The following is an 18482-nucleotide window of genomic DNA, read 5'->3' as shown; positions in this document are numbered from 1 at the left end:
GGGTGGCTACGTGGGCTAAAGTGCGCGCGAATAGGCCGAAAAAGCTTGACCCGGGTCCATATCGACACAATACGCGGCCCGGCTGAACGAGCGAAGGTGAACGAGCAGGAGTACCTTGCAGATGATGCAAAAGCCGTGGATTCCGACAGCATTGCTGATCGCGTTCGCGAGCGCCGGGACTGCCATGGCGCAGGGACCGGAACACGTGGCGAGCCATACCGACTGGAACGTTTTCGTCGCCGAGAACCCGAAGGAATGCTACATCGCGTCTCAGCCCTCCAATTCGGATGCGCGTCGCAATGGGCAGAGCGTCGAGGTCCGGCGTGGGGCGATTCAACTCTACGTTTCCTATCGGCCGTCCGACAGCGTGTCCAATGAGGTGAGCTTCACCGGCGGATACCCCTTCGATCCGAGCAAGCCCGTGAAGCTTCGGGTGGGGTCGACGGAGTATAACATGACGCCGGGAACGGGCGAGGCCGGCGAATGGGCCTGGACCGATGCGTCGGACGATGCGAATGCGGTCGAGGCGATGCGCGGCGGTGCGACGGCGGTGCTGACCGGTGTTTCGACGCGGGGCACGACCACGATTGACGAATTCTCGCTGATGGGCTTCACGGCGGCGATTTCGGACGCGCAGTCGCGCTGCAACTGAGCCGGGGGCATCGGCCCCTCTGGCAGAATCAGCGAAAGCTGCTATGTAGAGCAGGGAAGGGCGGCATGACCGCCCCTTTTTGCGTTTCTCAGACTCTTTGGCCGATATGACCCTGCCTGCTTCCGCTCCGATCACCCAGGATGTCCTGACCTTGCCGCGAAAGGCGGATCAGGAGGGACTTCCCGATATCGTCGGCATGAGCCGCGATCAGCTTCGGGATGCGCTCATCGCCATGGGCACGCCGGAAAAGCAGGCGAAGATGCGGGTGGGGCAGATCTGGAGCTGGCTCTATTTCTGGGGCGTGCGCGATTTCGGCGAGATGACAAATCTGGCCAAGGGCTATCGCGCGCAACTCGCGGAGAGCTTCACCATTGGCCGGCCGGAGGTCGTGACGCGGCAGATCTCGACCGACGGCACCCGCAAGTATCTGCTCCGCATCGCCGGCGGCCATGAGATCGAGATGGTCTACATTCCCGACAACGACCGGGGGACGCTGTGCATTTCCAGCCAGGTTGGCTGCACGCTGACCTGTTCCTTCTGCCACACCGGCACCCAGAAGCTCGTACGCAACCTGACCGCGAGCGAGATCGTCGGGCAGATCATGGCGGCACGCGACGATCTCGGGGAATGGGGCCGCGGCCCGGACGAGAAGCGGTCGATCACCAACATCGTGCTGATGGGCATGGGCGAGCCGCTCTACAATACGGACAATGTGCGCGATGCAATGCTGATCGCCATGGACGGCAACGGGCTGGCCATTTCGCGGCGGCGGGTAACACTCTCGACCTCCGGCGTGGTGCCCGAGATCGCGCGGGTGGGCGCGGAAATCGGCTGCCTGCTGGCGATTTCCTTCCACGCGACCACCGACGAGGTGCGCGACAAGCTGGTGCCGATCAACCGCAAGCACAAGATCGCGGAACTGCTCGAGGCCTGCCGGGACTATCCCCGGCTGTCGAACTCGGAACGAATCACATTTGAATACGTCATGCTGAAGGATGTGAACGATTCCGATGCCGATGCCCGGCGGCTGGTGAAGCTGATCGCGGGCATTCCGGCGAAGATCAACCTGATCCCCTTCAATCCCTGGCCGGGAGCACCCTACGAGCGTTCGGACCCGGAGCGGATCACCGCCTTTGCCGATATCGTCAACCGCGCAGGCTATGCCTCACCGGTGCGCACACCGCGCGGCGAGGACATCATGGCTGCCTGCGGCCAGCTCAAATCCGCGACCGAACGCGCCCGGCGCCAGAAGACCGGCACCGTCGCGAGCACGAGGGCTGCGGCACCGCTCTGATTCTCTTTTTGGGCGGGATGCATCTTACGGTTGATTGTTGCGACACTGCCAACGCCTGGTCGGGATTGCAGTGAAGTGTGATAAATTTGCTCGGTCACCGGAAAAATTAGGCGTATATCAACCATAGTAACGCGAAAAAAGACGACCCTCGAAACGGGGGTGAACCGAAAAAACAGAGCAGGCACATGACCAATCAGACTTGGTTCAACGAAGGCACAAAGAGCCCGGCCAGGGACGAGACCTCCGAAGCACGGTCGCTTTGGACACGGCGGAGCGCGCTCGCGCTGACGGCGGGATTTCTCGCAAGCGGGGCGACTGCGGGGCAGGCGAGGGTCTTCACCCAGACACCGCAACCGCGCGTCAATCATATCGTCATTTCCAAGCGCAACCGGGTGATGGCGCTGATGTCCGGCGAGCGGACGCTTAAGCGCTACAAGGTGCATCTCGGCTTCGCGCCGCAGGGGCACAAGAGCCAGTCGGGCGACGGGCGCACACCGGAGGGGCGGTATTTCATCAATCGCCGGAACCCGCGCAGCGATTTCCATCTGAGCCTCGGGATCAGCTACCCGAATGCGCAGGATGTGGCACGTGCGCTCGCGATGGGTGTCGATCCGGGCGGCGACATCTTCATCCACGGTGGCCCGCGGCGGCGCGAGGACATGCGCCGCAAGGACTGGACCGCCGGCTGCATCGCGGTTTCGGACAAGGAAATCGAGGAAATCTGGTCGATGACCCCCACCGGTATCCCGGTGACGATCCTGGCCTGACGCGCCCCGATGGGGGCCTTGTCGCCGGGGCTATTCCCCGACGACCTGCACCCACCAGTCCTTGCCGGTCTGGTCGCGATACCAGCCAAGGCCGAGGCCCCGGGCATCCGGGGCCACCATCACCGCCCGCGTATCCGCGAAACCGAGCCAGCTCTGAAGCACTTCGAGATCGGTGTCGGAGCCTTCGGAAATGTTTTCGCCCACGATCTCGCCGCGATAGCCGGCCCGGAAGGCGCGTTCGCGCGGGCTCGTGAGATCGGAGCCGAAATGCCACGCCCGGCCCTGAACGGCCATGTCGCGCGCCTGGGTCTCGGCCGCGGCATTCAGTTCGGCGGAGAGTTGCAGGGGCACGAGGTTTTCCTGTGCGCGAACGGCATTGACGGCATCGAGGTGGCGCAGGCGAATCGCGCTCGCGTCGCCGGGGCTGATCTGGCCTGCCCCGCTGGACCCGCCCGTGGACTCGCAGCCGGCGAGCAGCAAGACCAGAGCGGCGAAAACTTTAAGCGCGTGGATCATGGCCCATCCAATTGAAACTGAAGATCGGGGACCATTTAACGTTTCCCGACAAATGGTTCAAAGACATTCCGTTCACATGTGGCAGTGGGCCGGGAACCGTGATTTGAAAAACGCATGACGGTTGCATAATATCGCGAGGCTCAATTTATGCGAGGCAGGACAGCCATGGGCAAGGACATGAACACTCCGATTTCACGACGCAACTTCACCCGTCTCGCGCTGGGCGCTGCCGCCGGATGCGCGGTCGGCCCTGCCCTTGCGGCAACGGAAGAGGACGCGCTGACGTCCTATGTGCCGGACTCGCAGGACCAGCCGCGGCTGCTGCGCCGGATCTCCGGCCTGCGGATGCGAAACTGGGAGGATTATTTCGATAATCTCAACAAAGACGCGATCCTCTGCGATACCAATGATCGGGTATTGCACTACTGGGGGGCGGATGGATTTTACCGGGTTTTCCCGACGTCGGTTCCGCTCACCGATCAGCTCACCCGTCGTGGACGGACGGAAATCACTCTCAAGCGGCCGGAACCCGAATGGCGACCGACGCAGAACATGCTCAAACGCAACCCCGATCTGCCGAAATATGTCGGGCCCGGGCCGGAGAACCCGCTCGGCATTCGCGCGCTCAACCTGAGCTGGCCGGCCTATCGTATCCACGGAACCAACGATATCAGGAAGATCGGTCGCCAGTCGTCGAATGGTTGCATCGGACTCTTCAACGAACACATCGTCGTGGTCTACGAACGTGCACAGGTCGGGACACCGGTGTTGCTCATTTGACAACATGCGCCTTTTGATAGGTTTGGCCTCCATCGGTGATTGAAAACCCTCTCGAATCTTGGTTACTCTCCGGACATTAGCTCGCCCGATCGCTGGTCCGGGTGGGTTAGGAGTTTCGCAGACCCGCACTCTTTGGAGGACAATATGAAGTTCATCGTGACCACTGCGACGGCGCTCCTGCTTGCCGGCCAGGCATTTGCCGGTAACCTGGTGTTCGAAGCACCGGAAGAGCCCGTTGTTGTTGCTGAGCCCGAGCCGATGGGTGGCTCCAACGCTGCCTGGATCATTCCGGTCATCGGTCTGGCTGCAATCGCATACGCCATCTCCGACGACGACGACGACGACGACGACACGGAATAATTTCCGGTCCGCGGCATTTGCCGCGGGTGTTGGACGTCTCGCGCATCGTGATTTCCGGGGTTTTGCCTGGTCTGCGGAGCGCAAAACGCACATAGCGAGTTCAAGCTGGAGTTCATGAGACTCCAAATCTTGACTGCACGAGTTTCGGAAAGGGCAGTGCCAGGCGGCGCTGCCCTTTCTCTTTGGCCCTTGAGAGCGGGACCGGTCCGGGCTTGTTCGCATTTTGGAAACGGTCGGGTTTTCTGCCAGGCGGCGAATCCAAGCCAACGGGCGCCCGGCGAGAAAGGGCGCGCCGGATTTGCGCGTCAGTTGCTCAGAACGAATCGCGGGTCTGCATATCGGTCTTGGCTGACCGGAAAGGTGCTCCAATGCCGGAACGGGGGCTTTGCGAACGGAATCACCATCCAAGACAGATCCGGGCCTGCAGGGTGTCGTCCCGCGCGACAGGTCGTTTTCGGGAGTGTGCGAGAGCCCGAGCCGCCTTTGCTCTAGCGGGCGACGATCTGCAGGTCGATGAGGGCCACGTCGGGCCCGGTCCATTGCAGGCTGCGCCAGATCAGGCCGGAGCCGGGATCGACCAGGTGCAGGTTCTCGAACGTGCCGTCGGGGCCGGAGCAGGTTTCGCTCACTTCGATGCCCGTATGCCTGCGCCCGAGGATGACTGCCTCGGACGCATCGCCCAGCTCGAAGATGCAGCGATAGGTCTCCATCCGACCCTGCGCGGAGAAGGCGGGAAACTCGTAGGTCCGGTTCACCGTCTGCGGCCAGTTCGAGAGCGGTGTGGGGCGCACCACGGGGTCGTTGCGGGACGTGGCGACCGAAAGGAGGTCGTAGCCCAGGCCGCGCGTGCCGGTGACAAGATGGCCGTGCAGGACGAGGGTCTGGCCGAGTTCGGAGATATAGCTGTCGTAGGGGCCATTGGCCGTGGCCTGGTAGAGCACGGTGACGGAACTGTCCCCCACCAGGCGGGCCAGAATCGCCGGCCGGTTCGCCGCCTCGATCTCGGCGCGGCCGAGTGCACGGGCGGGTGCGTCATCGGCGGCATCGCCACCAAGGATGTCCTCGGTGAGGTCTTCGAGCGCGCGTTCCATGACGAGGTTGCGTCCGCTGCCGCAGGCGGCAAGGGCGAAGACGCAGGCGATCGCGAGGCCTTTCATCATTCCCAGAATGCTCCCCAGTTGCGCTCCAGGCGCGCCGCATCCTGTTCGCGGATGATCGGGTAGAGGCGGTTGGCGATATTGAGCCGCGCGCCGCCGTCGCTCGACAGGGAACGCAGGCTGCCGTCGATCGTCTGGCGGGTTTCGAACGGCGTGGCCCACCGGAGCGGGATCGTCAGGGTGATGCCCTTGTCGAAGCTGCCCTCGCCAAACTCGTCGTCGGTCACATCGGTGAAGGTGGCGAAGGCGCCGACCGACCAGCCGTTCGGGAAGTAGCGGGTGAGCGAGAAGGTCGCGCCCCAGTCCTTGGCGAGATAACGGCCCGCGTCGATCTGGGCCTCGATGCCCTTGTAGCCGGTGTCCCAGTAGAGCGAGGCATGACCGGTGGTGACATCATAGTCGTAATAGTCGAAGCCGATGAAATCGTCGTAGTCGCGTTGCCAGACGTGGTTCAGCTCGAGGCCGAGACCCCAGTCCTGCTCGACCGGTTTCCAGAGCACCTCGCCGCTGAAGCCGGCATATTGCCGTTCCAGGAACCCGGCGGAGCCGCGCGCATAGGTGTTGCGATTGAGCTTGAACATGTAGTCGCCGGTCAGGCGCATCAGCTTGGGATTGTAGCCGGCGTAGTAGCGGGCGGATTCGCGGCGCACCGGCGGGAGCGAACGCTCTTCCTCTTCCGGGCCGGGATCGTCGAAGGCGCCGAGGATCGGCTGGCGGATCCGGGTCGAGAAGGACAGGTGCGGCGTGACCGAGACGCTGCCGCGGAACTCGCCGGTGAGCTGCGGCCGGAAGCCGTCTTCCCCGGCGAAGAGCTGGAGCGTCGGCACCGGTATCAGCGCCCAGTCATAGAGCGGGTAGACATCCCGGCTCCAGACCTGGCCGCCGAGCGAAGGCAGCGCGCCTGCGAGATCCGTGGTCTGCCAGCTCTGAAGACCGGCATTGGGGCGGTTGGCCTGATTCTCGAGATCGGTCCGGTTCACCGAGACGGTGGTGGTGGGCAGACCTTCTTCCAGCGTCGTGATGCGGAAGGTCTCGACCGAGTAGGGCATGGCAGCGGCGAGGATTGCCGCCGTCCGGCCGATGGCCTTGGGCGCCGCGTTGATCCGGCGGTTGACGATGACGACATCGACCTCACGCGGGTGGAAGCGGATCTGGTCGAGGGTGAGACCTTCGCCGTTGAGCGCCTTCGACACACCTTCGGTCAGGCGGTTGCGGGCATCGGCATCGTTGACCCAGCCGGTGTTGTTGCGGTTTTCCATCGGGCGCTCGACGATCGGCACGGGGCCTGCGCCGAGGTTCTGCGGGGTTGGCGGGTCGTAGGGGTTGCCGGAGATGGCGATATTGAAGCCGACAGTAGAGCCATACATGTAGTAGCCGCCGAAGGTCACGGCATCCCACATGCGGTATTCGGCACCGAAGTTCAGCGGCGATTTCCGGTCGAAGCCGACACGGTCCTCTTCGCGCTCGTAGGCGTCGGAGGAATACTCGGCTTTCAGGGTGAAGTTCTCGATGGGCGTGCGCCATTCGATGCCGCCGAAGAAGCCCATGTCTTCGCCACGGAACCAGGTGTCGGTGGAGAGCTTTCCGCCCTGATCGAAATCGTTCTCACGCTCGCACATGGAATCGATGGCGGAGCAGAACGGGTTCTTGAACGTGTTGTCGCCGGCGAGCCGCCCCCAGCCGAGCCCGGCGGTGAGGGTGAAATCCTGCGCGATGGTCTTCGTTGCGACCACATATTCGCCGGAGTAGACGCCGGTTCCGAGGAAATCCCGCAAGCCCACGGCAAGAGCCGGTTGCCAGTCGCGCTCCTTTAGGAGTTGGAACCGGATATCGAAGCTTCGGTCAAAGAGGTCGTAGTCGGGTTCGTCCGGGCGGCCCCAGTCATGGACGGTGGAATACCGCAACGTGCCCGAGAGGCGGGGCAGGATCTGGAAGGTGAAGTTGCGCCGGGTGGTGTCGCCGAACTGGGAATAGCTTGCGCTGAGCTGGCCGTCAGGCTGCGACTGCGCGCTCGGCATGTCGATGAGGCCGCTTTCGCCATAGAGATTGAGGCTCGGGCGCGGCTCGGGTGCCTGCGCTTGCGTGGGAACTGCCGTCGCGATGCCTGCCGTGGTGGCAAACCCGGCCATGGCATATGCCGCCCAAGGAAACCTCTCGCCCATCTCCTGCCTACCCCGCGGCGCGCATTCTGCGCCTTTTCATCCTAGTTCGCCGATGCATGGCGAAGTTTGGCGGTGATTTCCAGTGTGCATTGCAGAAATGCGGCAATTTCAATGGTCATGTGGCGCTGCTGCCCTCAACCCGTGCCATTTTCCTCCGCAGCGAGGATCCCGGCCAGCCCGGCCCGATAATCGGGGAAATGCAGGGCAACACCGAGTTCTTCCTTGATGCGGGCATTCGAGACCCGCTTGCTCTCGGCATAGAAGGAACGTGCCATAGGGGAGAGATCCGCGTCCTCGAAGGCAATGTCCGGCGGGCAGGGCAGGCCGAGAAGGTCGGCGGCATAGGCGATGACATCCTGTGGCGGTGCGGGTTCATCATCAGCGAGATTGTAGGCGCGGCCCGGTGCGGGATGCGCGAGCGAGGCGCGCAACACTTGCGTGATGTCTTCACGGTGGATCCGGCTGAAATACTGGCCCGGCTTGATGATGCGCTGGGCGCGACCGGCGCGGAGCCGTTCGAGGGCGCTGCGGCCGGGGCCATAAATGCCGGCGAGGCGGAAGATATGAACCGGCAGGCCGGTCGCGATCCAGGCGCGCTCGGCATTGACGCGGCGCGCGCTGCGGGCGTTGACCGGCGCGAGATCCGAGGTTTCGTCCACCCAGCCGCCCTGCCGGTCTCCGTAGACCCCGGTAGTGGAGAGGTAGCCCACCCATTCGAGCCGGGGGGCGGACTTCAAAGCTGCGTGGTGGCGAAGCAGGGCCGGGTCGCCCTCCTCGCCGGGTGGGATGGAGACGAGGATGTGTGTCGCCGCGTGGATTGCTGCGTCCACGGCTTCGGCATCATCCCAGATCACGGGTTCGACACCGCTTGCGCGCAGCACCACGGATTTTTGATCGCTTCGGACGGTGCCGATCCTGCGCCACGCGGGACCGAGGCTTGCAGCAAGGGCGGCTGCCGCGTAGCCATGTCCAACGGTCAGCAGGGTGGGCGATTCCATGGGGTATCCTCGTGTTGCCTGACCGCTATCCTTTTAGGAGATGTCCGACGTGTTGCGAAAGGGTCTGACGCTTTTCTGGCTCCTGCTGCCGGCTCCGGCGCCTGCATTGGCGGATATAGGATCGACCGCGGAATGTGAGGCTGCCATCGCATCCGATCCGCAGCTTGCGCGCGAAGAGGCGGGGCAATGGGCGCGGTCCGGTGGCGGGGTTCCGGCCAAGATCTGCGAGGCGGCTGCGCTGGAGGCTCTCGGCGCGACGGCGACCGCGGCCCGTCTGCTGTCGAGCGTGGCGGAAAACCCGAGCCGCGCCATGCCACGGGACCTGCGGGTCGTGCTCTTCGAGGATTCGGCCGGTCTCTGGCTTGATGCGGGACAGCCGGGGCTCGCGCTTGCCTCCCTCGACAGGGCGAGCCAGCTTTCCCCGACGGACCCGCAGCGGCTGCGCCTCAAGGCACGGGTTATGGCCGCCGCCGGTGACTGGGCTGGTGCGACGGACGCGCTCAATCAGCTCATCGCGGAGCGGCCGCGTGATGCGGGTGCCCATGCGCTCAGGGCGGCGACCCTGCGACATGACGAGATGCATGTGGAGGCGCTCTGGAGCGCACAGGCTGCTTTGCGGATCTCGCCGGAACTGCCCGAGGGTCTGTTCGAGGCCGGGGCGGCATCGGTCGATCTCGATGATCTTTCCAGCGCGCGGGACTATTGGCTGAAGCTCATCAAGCTCTATCCCGACCATGCGCTGGCGACACCGGCGCGGCGCAATCTGGCTGCGCTTGAGCGAGGCAGCTGATCGCCCAACGGGCGGCATCCGCCACAACCGGATCGGGATCGTCGAGCAGGGGGCGGGCCGCGGCTTCCAGCGCCGGGTCGCCGGAATTCCCGATGGCGTAGAGCACATTGCGCACGAAGCGGTTGCGGCCGATCCGCTTGATCGGGGAGCCTGAAAAGACCTCTCGAAATCCGGCATCATTCAGCGCGACGAGGTCGGCGAGCCTAGGGCGCATCTGCTCGGCACGGCCGAGATAGCCGGTTTCGCGGGCCTCCTGCGCGAACTTGTTCCAGGGACAGATTGCGAGGCAGTCGTCACATCCGTAGATCCGGTTGCCCATGAGCGGGCGCAACTCCTCGTCGACGGGCCCGTGATGCTCGATGGTGAGGTAGGAGATGCAGCGCCGGGCATCGAGCCGGAATGGCGCGGGAAAGGCGTTGGTCGGGCAGATGTCGAGGCAGGCGCGGCAGGAACCGCAATGCTCGCGCTCGGGCGGATCGGGAGGCAGGTCGAGCGTGGTGAAGATCGCGCCGAGGAAGAACCAGTTGCCCAGATGACGGCCCAGCAGATTGGTGTGTTTTCCCTGCCATCCGAGGCCTGCTGCCTGGCCCAGTGGTTTCTCCATCACCGGGGCGGTGTCGACGAAGACCTTGATCTCGCAACCGGTTTCGGACACGAGCCAGCGGCCCAGACGCTTGAGGCGCTTCTTGACCAGATCGTGGTAGTCCCGCCCGCGGGCATAGGCGCTGATCGCGCCGATCTCGCGCTGGTCCAGCAATGTGAGGGGGTTCTCACCCGGAGTGTAGGCTTCGGCCAGCATCAGGATCGAGCGGGCCTCGGGCCAGAGGGCGCGCGGGTCTTCCCGCCAGTGGCTGCGTTCCGCGAGCCAGTTCATCTGTCCGTGGAAGTCGGCTGCAAGAAATTCGCTCAGGCGCCTGGGCGCATCCGGGATTGCGTCGGGCCTGCACAGCCCTGCGGCGGTGAAGCCCTCCGTGCGGGCGCGCGCCTTGAGGCGCCGGGCGAGGGCCTCAGAAGTCAAGGTCCGCGTAGTGCACGGGCGGGGTGAAGCCCGGCACCAGGTCGGCAAGGATGGAGCGGAAGGCCGGGCGCGATTTGATCTTGGAGTACCATTCGTGGAGCCCCGTGTTGCGGGTCCAGTCGATGTCGCTGGTGTAGTCGAGGCAGGAGAGATGCGCCGCGGCGGCGAAATCGGCGATTGTGAGGCTATCTCCGGCGAGCCAGCGGCGGTGTTCGATGAGCCAGCCGATATAGTCGAGGTGGAAGTTGATGTTCTGCCGCCCGGCCCGGATCTTTGTGCCCTCGGGGTATCCGGTGCGGGCGAGTTTCTTGTTCACCCGTTCGTAGAGCAGGTTGGCGGTGACTTCGTTGTGGAACTTGCAGTCGAACCAGGCGGCGAGGCGGCGCGCCTCGGCCCGTTCGGCCGGGTTGCGCGGCAGCAGCGCGGATTCGGGGTAGCGCTCCTCGAGATACTCCACGATCGCGGTCGAGTCGCAGAGTGTCAGGCCGTCCATCTTGAGCACCGGCACCTGGCCGGCGGGGTTCATGCGGAGGAAATCCATCCGCTGTTCCCACGGCTTTTCCATCACCAGTTCCACTTCGATCTTCTTTTCGGCCAGCACCAAGCGGACCTTGCGGCAGAACGGTGAGAGCGGCAGATGGTAAAGGCGGCGCATGTGACTGTCTTTTCTCTTTTCCCTCGGTGCTTTGTTATCAAATCTGCTTGCGCGCTTTTCAACCCGCAGCGGTGCGATTGGATCAGGAAAAGCATGCGGCGCGGCCATCGACCCGAATTGTGGCCGCGCCATTCTGGATCCGCGCGCCCCGGGCATTGACCCAGGGGTCGCCCGAAACCGGTGAGCGGTCCTTGGGGTTCGGAAGCACGGCCATCAGCCTACCCGAACGGAGCGGGCCGAGTTCGGCAGCGTCGAGCCCCCAGTATTCCTGCGCTGCGGCCTGCACGCCGAAGACGCCTTCGTCGAATTCGGCCACGTTGAGATAGACCTCCATGATCCGTTCCTTCGACCACAGCGTCTCGATGAGCAATGTGAAGCCCGCCTCGAGTCCTTTCCGGGTCCAGGTGCGGTCCGGCCAGAGAAAAACGTTCTTCGCGGTCTGCTGGCTGATCGTGGAGCCGCCGCGGAGCCGAGAACTGTCGGCCAGCGCCGCACGGATGCCGTCGAGATCGAAGCCCCAGTGGCGGCAGAAATTCGCATCCTCCGCGGCGGCTGCAGAGCGCGGCACATGGGCCGACATCGTTTCGAGCGGAACCCATTGGCGTTCGATCTGGCCCAGGCGCCGCCATTCGCTGACCATCAGCCAGGTGAGGGGCGGATTGATCCAGCGGTAGAGCAGCACCGAGCAGACCGCGAGCGCAGCAAGCACGAGCAGGGCCCCGAGCAGCCATCGCCCGATTCGCCGCAGCAACCGTTTCACGCCAGACACAACCATAGCGCGTTCTGCCGTGAAACGCGCGGCCGGGCAAGCGTGGTCAAATTCCCAGGGCCGCGCGCAAGCCGCCAGCGAGTGCCATGGAGATCACCACGGCCCAGACAGGGCTGCGAAAGACCTGAAGTGCGAGGAAGGCAGCGGTGGCAAGTGTGACATGGAGCGGGTCGCGGATCCCGGCAGTGAAGACCGGGTCGTAGAGCGCCAGCGCCAGGATGCCGACGACGGCGGCGTTGACGCCGGCAAGCACGGCGCGCGCCCCTTTCCAGGCCCTCAGTCGATCCCAGAGCGGAAGTGTGCCGGCGACCAGGAGGCACCCGGGCAGGAAGATTGCCACGAGGGCGATGGCCGCGGTCAGGATGCCGGAAGTGCCTTGCATGTCCGCTGCACCGAGGTAGGCCGCGAAAGTGAAAAGGGGGCCGGGAACCGCCTGGGCCGCGCCGTAACCGGCGAGAAAATCCTCCGGCGTGACCCACCCGGGGTCCACCACCGCGCTTTCCAGCAGTGGCAGAACCACATGGCCACCGCCGAAGACGAGCGCGCCGGCGCGGTAGAACGCATCGAACACGGCCACCGCGTGACCGCCGATCCCGAGGCTCGCAAGCACCGGTGTCAGGGCAAGGAGTCCCAAGGCGACAAAGATCAGAACAGGGTGACCGCGCGGAGTTTGTGGGCGGTTCGTGGCGTGCGACGGCTCGTTGGTATCCCTGAGGATCAGAAGGCCCAGGAGGCCGCCCATCACGATGACAAGGATCTGCGCAACGGCGGAGGGCCAGAGGGCCAGCAGGACCATCGCCGCGAGCATGATGGAGATGCGTGCGCGCCCCCTGCAAAGGCTTTGGCCCATTCCGAGAACTGCATGCGCGACGATTGCCACGGCCAGCACCTTCAGCCCTGCGATCACGCCCGCGCCGATCCCGCTGTCGAGCCCGGCGGCCCCATAGGCGAAGAGCACCATTGCGAGTGCGGACGGCAGGGTGAAGCCGATCCAGGCCGCCATGGCGCCGGTCCAGCCGCCCCGCATGAGGCCAATGGCGAAACCGGTCTGGCTGGAGGCGGGGCCGGGAAGAAACTGGCAGAGTGCGACGAGATCGGCATAGGCCGCCTCGGTCATCCAGCGGCGGCGCTCGACGAACTCGGTGCGAAAGTAGCCCAGATGCGCGATCGGGCCGCCGAACGAGGTGAGGCCCAGCCGCAGGAAAATCAGCAGGGTCTCGACGGTGGAGCTCTGAACAACATGTCTGACGGTCATATCCGGCAATTGCCCCCTTCATGCCAACGAATGAGGGGAGCAATAGTGGAACCGGGCGCACCTCCGAACCCCAAAACGTGTTGGGAACCAGTTGAGCGCGCAATGCGTTGGATTGGCTGAACGGTGCGGGGTTGCGCCGGGCAAAGGCGGTGGAACGTGTTGGAAGACATCGAACCGGTCCGGATCTTGATAGGGCAGGTTGAAAGCTTCGTGCGATCCCTGATCGCGGTGTTCCCGAACATCATTGCAGCGCTGTTTGTGCTGATTCTGACAATGCTCGTGGCCATGCTCGCCGGTTGGAGCCTTTCACGGGCGTTTCGACGCACCAAGATGCGCGAGTCGCTTCAGAGCGCAATTCAATCGCTTGTCCGGACGGCGATCTGGGTTGGTGGTCTCGTGATATGTGCCACGGTGCTGTTCCCGAACCTGACGCCGACCAAGGCCTTGGCAGGACTCGGTCTGGGCTCGATTGCTGTCGGGTTCGCATTCAAGGACATATTCGAGAACTTCCTGGCCGGCATTCTCATACTTGTGCGCGAGCCGATGCGTATCGGTGACGATATCGAATGCGCGGATGTTTCGGGCAAGGTGGAGCGCATCACGATCCGCGACTCGCATATAAGAAAGCGCTCCGGAGAACTGGTTCTGGTCCCGAATGCCTACCTCTTCGGGAATCCGATCCGGATACTCACGGATCAGCCGCTGCGCAGAATAGATCTGGTCGTCGGGGTTGCCTATGGCGAAGATGTCGATGCCGCCCGAGACGTGATCCTTCGTGCAGTGAATGGCCTCGAAAGCGTCGATGCATCCCAATCAGTCGAGGTGTTCGCGCGCGAGTTCAACGCGTCATCCATCGATTTTGTGGTGCGATGGTGGACCGGCTCCACACCTATCGAGGAGCATCGCTCGCGAGACATTGTCGTGTCCGCGATCAAGACGGCGCTGGATGAGGCCGGAATAGAGATCCCCTTCCCGTATCGTACGCTCACCTTCAAGGAACCGCTGCATATGCAGCAGCATGATGGCTGACGAGGCCCGTCTTTCGCAGACCCGGCAATTGGGCTTAAATGCGCATGTATCATGGTCCGGGATGCGAGGACCGGGAAGCAATGGGGCTGGCCGCACAGATGGAATGGCGCGACGAGGGCATCCTTCTCACGGTCCGGCGACACGGAGAAAGTTCGGCAATCATCGAAGTGTTGACGCATGGCCATGGTCGCCATGCCGGTGTGGTGCGGGGGGGCGGATCGCGGCGCATGGCGCCAATTCTTCAACCCGGCGCACGGCTCGCGCTCGACTGGCAGGCGCGGCTGGAGGATCATATCGGCACGTTTCGCGTCGATCCGAAACCCAGCAACATGGCACTGATCCTTTCCGATCGGGCGGCACTCGCCGCGCTCGGCTCGATCAGTGCGCTGGTCACGGCGAGCTTGCCCGAGCGCGAGGCCCATCCCCAGCTTTATGCCACGACACTGGAACTGGTCGAGAGCCTCGCCGTCGCGCAGGACTGGCCCTGCCTCTATGCCGCCTGGGAACTGGCCCTTCTGGCGGAACTGGGCTTCGGGCTCGACTTCTCGCGCTGTGCAGCCACGGGGGGCACGGAGGATCTGGTGTGGGTCTCTCCCCGGTCGGGCTGCGCAGTGAGCCGGGAGGGCGGGGCTCCGTGGGCCGACAAGCTGCTGCCCCTGCCGGAGTTCCTGCGCTCCGGCTGGGATGCGGCGATCCCGGTTTCAGGCGCCGATCTGGCTGCGGCCTTCAGGCTGACCGGGCATTTCCTCGAGGCGCGGTTGGGGCCGAGCCTGGCGCGCGAGCGGGTTCCGGCGGCGCGCGGCCGGGCAGTGGATGTGATACTCCGCCGCCACGGGCATTCCGATCCCCTGGCCGAGGCTGCAGAACCCTAACGAGACATTAACCAAATTCATTCAGCCTGAACCCCGAGCCATGACATCCCCAGGGGCATCAGCTGATGATTAGTCTTGCCACCGAATCGCTTGAACTCATCACCCTGATGGCCTGTGGCGGATTGCTCGCGGTTGCCGGCTTCTGGCTGATGCTCCGTGAGGGGCCGGGCGGCGGCGGCGCGACCATCGGAATAGGGAACCTTCAGGTCTCGGCGTCATCGGCCGGGTTTGCCGTCTTCTTCAGCGGTCTGGCGACATTCTCCGCGCCCATTGTTGCCCCCAACAGCACACATACCGTCTTGGCGAAGATCGCTCCGGCCAATCTCCGCCCCGGGTCGGATGCGACGAGCTTCCGGCGCGCCGGGGGGCACTTCGGCCTCGAGAACGAACCGCAGAACGACCAGAAGGACGGCGCGACCGTGCTGGAGCTCGGGCAGCTGCTGGGTGGCACCCATTCAGGCATTGATGTGGACTGGTACCGTTTCGACCTGCGCAACGTTCCTGCGGATGAGATCGAAGTGGAAATCGCCGAGGCCGGGCGTGGCTGTCGGGCGAGCTTCTTCGATGAAGACGAGCAATATCTGGGGCTCAATCCCCTGCTGCGCGGGAAGAACGAGCTTCAGCTCACGACGGGAGAGGCGGAGGAAATGTTCGTCAAGATCGACTGCATCGAATCCGCCAATACCGACAGCTACACCATCACGTTCAATCCGGTCCTGCGCTGAGGCACGCGACCGGTCGGTTTGCGCGGCCCGGTCGAGCCGCGCACCGGCATCTGTTCAGACCTTGCCTTCAAGCTCCGGCACGGCCTCGAACAGGTCGGCAACAAGGCCGTAATCGGCAACCTGAAAGATCGGTGCTTCCTCGTCCTTGTTGATGGCAACGATGATCTTGCTGTCCTTCATGCCCGCGAGATGCTGGATCGCCCCCGAGATGCCGACGGCGATGTAGAGATCGGGCGCAACGACCTTGCCGGTCTGGCCAACCTGCCAGTCATTGGGGGCAAAGCCCGAGTCGACTGCGGCGCGGGAGGCCCCGACCGCCGCGCCGAGCTTGTCCGCGAGCTTCTCGATGATGGCGAAGTTCTCCTCCGAGCCGACACCACGGCCACCCGAGACGATGACCTTGGCCGAGGCGAGCTCGGGCCGGTCGCTTTCCTGCACGCGGTCCTCAATCCAGGTCGAGATGGCGGGATCGGCGGCGGCGGCGCCGGTTTCGATCGGGCAGGGGGCCTGCTCGCCCACGGAGTCGAAGCTTGCGCCACGTACCGTGATGACTTTCTTGGCGTCTGTGCTCTCGACCGTCTGGATCGCGTTGCCGGCATAGATCGGCCGCTCGAAGGTATTGGCATCGACCACGCCGGTGATGTCGGAAATCACCATGACATCGAGCAGCGCCGCGAGGCGGGGCGCGACGTTCTTGCCGGTCGTGGTGGCCGGGAAGACGATATGCTCGTAGTCGCCCGCGAGGCTCAGGAAAAGATCGGTGAGCGGCTCGGCCAGACGGTGGCCATACTGCGCGCCCTCGACATGGAGCACCTTGGTAGCGCCATCGAGCTTCGCAGCCTCTTCGGCCACGCCCGCGCAATTGTCGCCGGCGACGAGGAGGGTGATGTCCCCGCCCATTGCCTTCGCGGCGCTCATCGTCTTCAGCGTCGCGTCGTTGAGCGAGGAATTGTCGTGTTTCGCGTAAACCAGAACTGCCATCAGATCACTCCCGCTTCGGTCTTCAGCTTCTCGACCAGTTCATCGACGGATCCGACCATCACGCCGGCCTTGCGGGCCGAGGGCTCGGAGGTCTTCACCACCTTGAGACGCGGGCTCACGTCGACGCCGTAATCCTCGGGGGATTTCTCCTCGAGCGGCTTCTTCTTGGCCTTCATGATGTTGGGCAGGCTCGCGTAGCGCGGCTCGTTGAGGCGGAGATCGGCGGTGACGATCGCGGGCATCTTGACCTCGATGACCTGAAGCCCGCCATCGACCTCGCGGGTCACTTTCGCGGTTTCGCCGGTGATCTCCACTTCGGAGGCGAAGGTTGCCTGCGGCCAGCCCAGAAGGGCTGCGAGCATCTGGCCGGTGGCGTTCATGTCATTGTCGATCGCCTGCTTGCCGGCGATCACCAGGCCCGGCTCCTCGGCATCGATCACGGCCTTGAGGATCTTGGCGACCGCAAGGGGTTCGATGTCGGTGTGGACGTCTTCGGCGGCTTTCACGAGGATCGCGCGGTCCGCCCCCATGGCCAGCGCCGTGCGCAGGGTTTCCTGCGCCTGCTTCACGCCGATGGAGACCACGACGATTTCCTTGGCGGCACCCTTCTCCTTCAGCCGGATGGCCTCTTCCACCGCAATTTCGTCAAACGGATTCATGGACATCTTGACGTTCGCGAGATCGACTCCGGTGCCGTCAGCCTTGACCCGCACCTTTACGTTATAGTCGATCACTCGCTTTACGGGCACGAGGACCTTCATGGACGCTACCTCTTTCTGTTGGGCACCGAGATGGCCTACCGCCGCCAAGGGTTGCGGATTCGGTCAGCACCCTTCCCTATTACATTCGATATGGCTGGATAAGGGTCTGAAAACGGCGGTGCAACACAAACGTGCGTCTCGCGGGCGATCTGTTGTCATTTCTGACCGGAAGAATTCGCCTGAATGAAACGAAGCGCGCGAGAACGGCCCCGTTCAGACAAGGGTTGGGGCGCGTCCCCAGTATTCGACGATGACGGCAGAGTAGACGAGCGCAGAGGCCGCAAGCACCATCACGTGCCAGATCGTCGTGTTGAACGGCAAGCTTTCCCAGAGGAAGAAGCACACGCCGAACGTGTAGATGCAGCCGCCGGCAAGGATCAGTCCGAACCCCACCGGGCTCATGTCCGCAAAGAGCGATCCGCCTGCGATCAGCCCGGCCCAGCCTATCCCGAGATAGAGAACGAGGCTCGGGCGTCTGAGCCAGTTGGGGCCGAAGATGATGGCGGCGGCACCCGCCAGTGCGGCACTCCAGATACCTGCGAGAAAGGCGCCGGTGGTCCCCGTGGCGAGTATGGAGAACGGCGTGTAGGTGCCCGCGATCTTGAAGTAGATGGCCGATTGGTCGAGCCTGCGCAGCCAGTCCTTCCAGGCAGGCGCGGGCAGGAGGTGATAGAAAGCGGAGCAGGTGAGCATCAGAACGAGGCTGACCCCGTAGATGACCGCCGCGGTGACATAGGTCGGATCGCCGAGGCGGATGACGGCCAACGTGATCAGGACCGGCGCAGCCATCAGTGCAAGAACGACACCGGTGATATGGACCACGGCGTCCGAAACCCGTTCTGCTCTCGTTGGTCTGACTGGATCCACTTCAACCGATCCCCAGTTAACTCCCCCAACTAGATAGTAGCAAAACTTTGCCAAAGCGCGAACATGGCCTCAAC

The 18482-nt window shown here is 63.9% G+C and carries 20 protein-coding genes; 9 read left to right on the top strand and 11 right to left on the bottom strand.

What is annotated here, in order from left to right:
• Window positions 1-121 precede the first annotated feature (121 nt).
• The 3 genes from ACP15W_RS10385 (at window position 122) to ACP15W_RS10375 (ending at window position 2713) form a co-directional block, all read left to right on the top strand.
• The gene (locus ACP15W_RS10385) at window positions 122-652 is read left to right on the top strand and encodes an invasion associated locus B family protein (protein WP_424932806.1); all 531 of its coding nucleotides are present in this window, start codon (window positions 122-124) and stop codon (window positions 650-652) included.
• Between the two features lie 106 nt (window positions 653-758).
• Entirely contained in the window at window positions 759-1946 is a 1188-nt protein-coding gene (rlmN, locus tag ACP15W_RS10380; RefSeq protein ID WP_424932805.1) for a 23S rRNA (adenine(2503)-C(2))-methyltransferase RlmN, read from the top strand.
• Window positions 1947-2131: 185 nt separating this feature from the next.
• Entirely contained in the window at window positions 2132-2713 is a 582-nt protein-coding gene (locus ACP15W_RS10375; RefSeq protein ID WP_424932804.1) for a L,D-transpeptidase family protein, read from the top strand.
• A 30-nt stretch (window positions 2714-2743) separates the two neighbouring features.
• Here the strand turns inward: ACP15W_RS10375 and ACP15W_RS10370 are convergent, their stop codons facing one another.
• Window positions 2744-3229, bottom strand: coding sequence for a CAP domain-containing protein (locus tag ACP15W_RS10370; RefSeq protein ID WP_424932803.1), 486 nt, complete (start codon window positions 3227-3229; stop codon window positions 2744-2746).
• Window positions 3230-3376: 147 nt separating this feature from the next.
• Here ACP15W_RS10370 and ACP15W_RS10365 point away from each other — a divergent pair, with 147 nt between their 5' ends.
• Window positions 3377-4009 (top strand): L,D-transpeptidase, encoded by a 633-nt coding sequence (locus ACP15W_RS10365; protein WP_424932802.1) that lies wholly within the window; start codon window positions 3377-3379, stop codon window positions 4007-4009.
• Window positions 4010-4153: 144 nt separating this feature from the next.
• Window positions 4154-4369, top strand: coding sequence for a hypothetical protein (locus ACP15W_RS10360; RefSeq protein WP_424932801.1), 216 nt, complete (start codon window positions 4154-4156; stop codon window positions 4367-4369).
• A 488-nt stretch (window positions 4370-4857) separates the two neighbouring features.
• Here the strand turns inward: ACP15W_RS10360 and ACP15W_RS10355 are convergent, their stop codons facing one another.
• The 3 genes from ACP15W_RS10355 to ACP15W_RS10345 form a co-directional block, all read right to left on the bottom strand.
• Complete coding sequence (locus tag ACP15W_RS10355; RefSeq protein ID WP_424932800.1) at window positions 4858-5529, bottom strand: YjbF family lipoprotein; 672 nt, start codon at window positions 5527-5529, stop codon at window positions 4858-4860.
• Window positions 5526-7655 carry a YjbH domain-containing protein gene (locus tag ACP15W_RS10350; protein WP_424932799.1) on the bottom strand — a complete coding sequence of 710 codons (2130 nt, stop codon included), beginning with the start codon at window positions 7653-7655 and terminating at the stop codon, window positions 5526-5528. Before ACP15W_RS10350 ends, ACP15W_RS10355 begins: the two co-directional genes overlap by 4 nt.
• A 167-nt stretch (window positions 7656-7822) precedes the next feature.
• Window positions 7823-8686, bottom strand: a complete 864-nt coding sequence (locus ACP15W_RS10345; protein ID WP_424932798.1) for an SDR family oxidoreductase — start codon at window positions 8684-8686, stop codon at window positions 7823-7825.
• A gap of 49 nt (window positions 8687-8735) precedes the next feature.
• Between ACP15W_RS10345 and ACP15W_RS10340 the strand changes: the two genes are divergently transcribed.
• Entirely contained in the window at window positions 8736-9476 is a 741-nt protein-coding gene (locus ACP15W_RS10340) for a tetratricopeptide repeat protein (RefSeq protein WP_424932797.1), read from the top strand.
• Here the strand turns inward: ACP15W_RS10340 and queG are convergent.
• The 4 genes from queG to chrA all read right to left on the bottom strand — a co-directional run bounded on the left by queG (window position 9403) and on the right by chrA (window position 13173).
• Window positions 9403-10494: a tRNA epoxyqueuosine(34) reductase QueG gene (queG, locus tag ACP15W_RS10335; protein ID WP_424932796.1), complete on the bottom strand. Its 1092-nt coding sequence runs from the start codon at window positions 10492-10494 to the stop codon at window positions 9403-9405. The genes ACP15W_RS10340 and queG overlap by 74 nt on opposite strands.
• A complete protein-coding gene (locus ACP15W_RS10330; protein ID WP_424932794.1) occupies window positions 10484-11149 on the bottom strand; it encodes a glutathione S-transferase family protein in 666 nt (221 codons plus the stop codon). Before ACP15W_RS10330 ends, queG begins: the two co-directional genes overlap by 11 nt.
• 82 nt (window positions 11150-11231) lie before the next feature.
• Window positions 11232-11909 (bottom strand): monofunctional biosynthetic peptidoglycan transglycosylase, encoded by a 678-nt coding sequence (gene mtgA / locus ACP15W_RS10325; RefSeq protein WP_424932793.1) that lies wholly within the window; start codon window positions 11907-11909, stop codon window positions 11232-11234.
• Between the two features lie 55 nt (window positions 11910-11964).
• Window positions 11965-13173, bottom strand: coding sequence for a chromate efflux transporter (gene chrA, locus ACP15W_RS10320; protein ID WP_424932792.1), 1209 nt, complete (start codon window positions 13171-13173; stop codon window positions 11965-11967).
• Between the two features lie 156 nt (window positions 13174-13329).
• Here chrA and ACP15W_RS10315 point away from each other — a divergent pair, with 156 nt between their 5' ends.
• From ACP15W_RS10315 to ACP15W_RS10305, 3 genes are all read left to right on the top strand, one after another.
• Complete coding sequence (locus tag ACP15W_RS10315) at window positions 13330-14202, top strand: mechanosensitive ion channel family protein (RefSeq protein WP_424932791.1); 873 nt, start codon at window positions 13330-13332, stop codon at window positions 14200-14202.
• Between the two features lie 98 nt (window positions 14203-14300).
• Window positions 14301-15074 (top strand): DNA repair protein RecO, encoded by a 774-nt coding sequence (gene recO, locus ACP15W_RS10310; RefSeq protein WP_424932876.1) that lies wholly within the window; start codon window positions 14301-14303, stop codon window positions 15072-15074.
• A 65-nt stretch (window positions 15075-15139) separates the two neighbouring features.
• Window positions 15140-15799 carry a hypothetical protein gene (locus tag ACP15W_RS10305; RefSeq protein WP_424932790.1) on the top strand — a complete coding sequence of 220 codons (660 nt, stop codon included), beginning with the start codon at window positions 15140-15142 and terminating at the stop codon, window positions 15797-15799.
• Window positions 15800-15853: 54 nt separating this feature from the next.
• Here the strand turns inward: ACP15W_RS10305 and ACP15W_RS10300 are convergent, their stop codons facing one another.
• From ACP15W_RS10300 to trhA, 3 genes are all read right to left on the bottom strand, one after another.
• On the bottom strand, window positions 15854-16780 hold the full coding sequence (locus tag ACP15W_RS10300) for an electron transfer flavoprotein subunit alpha/FixB family protein (RefSeq protein WP_424932789.1): 927 nt from the start codon (window positions 16778-16780) through the stop codon (window positions 15854-15856).
• Window positions 16780-17541 carry an electron transfer flavoprotein subunit beta/FixA family protein gene (locus ACP15W_RS10295; RefSeq protein ID WP_424932788.1) on the bottom strand — a complete coding sequence of 254 codons (762 nt, stop codon included), beginning with the start codon at window positions 17539-17541 and terminating at the stop codon, window positions 16780-16782. The genes ACP15W_RS10300 and ACP15W_RS10295 overlap by 1 nt, the downstream gene beginning before the upstream one ends.
• 213 nt (window positions 17542-17754) lie before the next feature.
• Window positions 17755-18408 (bottom strand): PAQR family membrane homeostasis protein TrhA, encoded by a 654-nt coding sequence (gene trhA / locus ACP15W_RS10290; protein WP_424932787.1) that lies wholly within the window; start codon window positions 18406-18408, stop codon window positions 17755-17757.
• Window positions 18409-18482: the final 74 nt, after the last annotated feature.

It is taken from the genome of Amaricoccus macauensis, assembly GCF_049800915.1.
Lineage (GTDB): Bacteria > Pseudomonadota > Alphaproteobacteria > Rhodobacterales > Rhodobacteraceae > Amaricoccus > Amaricoccus macauensis_A.
The sequence above is the reverse complement of the archived record's forward strand: the minus strand, read 5'-3'. Positions and strand labels throughout refer to the sequence as shown.

Bases quoted from the DNA above. Each gene is read 5' to 3' on its own strand.
- ACP15W_RS10385 (WP_424932806.1), top strand. From the start codon at position 122: ATGATGCAAAAGCCGTGGATTCCGACAGCATTGCTGATCGCGTTCGCG.
- rlmN (WP_424932805.1), top strand. From the start codon at position 759: ATGACCCTGCCTGCTTCCGCTCCGATCACCCAGGATGTCCTGACCTTG.
- ACP15W_RS10375 (WP_424932804.1), top strand. From the start codon at position 2,132: ATGACCAATCAGACTTGGTTCAACGAAGGCACAAAGAGCCCGGCCAGG.
- ACP15W_RS10370 (WP_424932803.1), bottom strand. From the start codon at position 3,229: ATGATCCACGCGCTTAAAGTTTTCGCCGCTCTGGTCTTGCTGCTCGCC.
- ACP15W_RS10365 (WP_424932802.1), top strand. From the start codon at position 3,377: ATGCGAGGCAGGACAGCCATGGGCAAGGACATGAACACTCCGATTTCA.
- ACP15W_RS10360 (WP_424932801.1), top strand. From the start codon at position 4,154: ATGAAGTTCATCGTGACCACTGCGACGGCGCTCCTGCTTGCCGGCCAG.
- ACP15W_RS10355 (WP_424932800.1), bottom strand. From the start codon at position 5,529: ATGATGAAAGGCCTCGCGATCGCCTGCGTCTTCGCCCTTGCCGCCTGC.
- ACP15W_RS10350 (WP_424932799.1), bottom strand. From the start codon at position 7,655: ATGGCCGGGTTTGCCACCACGGCAGGCATCGCGACGGCAGTTCCCACG.
- ACP15W_RS10345 (WP_424932798.1), bottom strand. From the start codon at position 8,686: ATGGAATCGCCCACCCTGCTGACCGTTGGACATGGCTACGCGGCAGCC.
- ACP15W_RS10330 (WP_424932794.1), bottom strand. From the start codon at position 11,149: ATGCGCCGCCTTTACCATCTGCCGCTCTCACCGTTCTGCCGCAAGGTC.
- chrA (WP_424932792.1), bottom strand. From the start codon at position 13,173: ATGACCGTCAGACATGTTGTTCAGAGCTCCACCGTCGAGACCCTGCTG.
- recO (WP_424932876.1), top strand. From the start codon at position 14,301: ATGGAATGGCGCGACGAGGGCATCCTTCTCACGGTCCGGCGACACGGA.
- ACP15W_RS10305 (WP_424932790.1), top strand. From the start codon at position 15,140: ATGATTAGTCTTGCCACCGAATCGCTTGAACTCATCACCCTGATGGCC.
- ACP15W_RS10300 (WP_424932789.1), bottom strand. From the start codon at position 16,780: ATGGCAGTTCTGGTTTACGCGAAACACGACAATTCCTCGCTCAACGAC.
- ACP15W_RS10295 (WP_424932788.1), bottom strand. From the start codon at position 17,541: ATGAAGGTCCTCGTGCCCGTAAAGCGAGTGATCGACTATAACGTAAAG.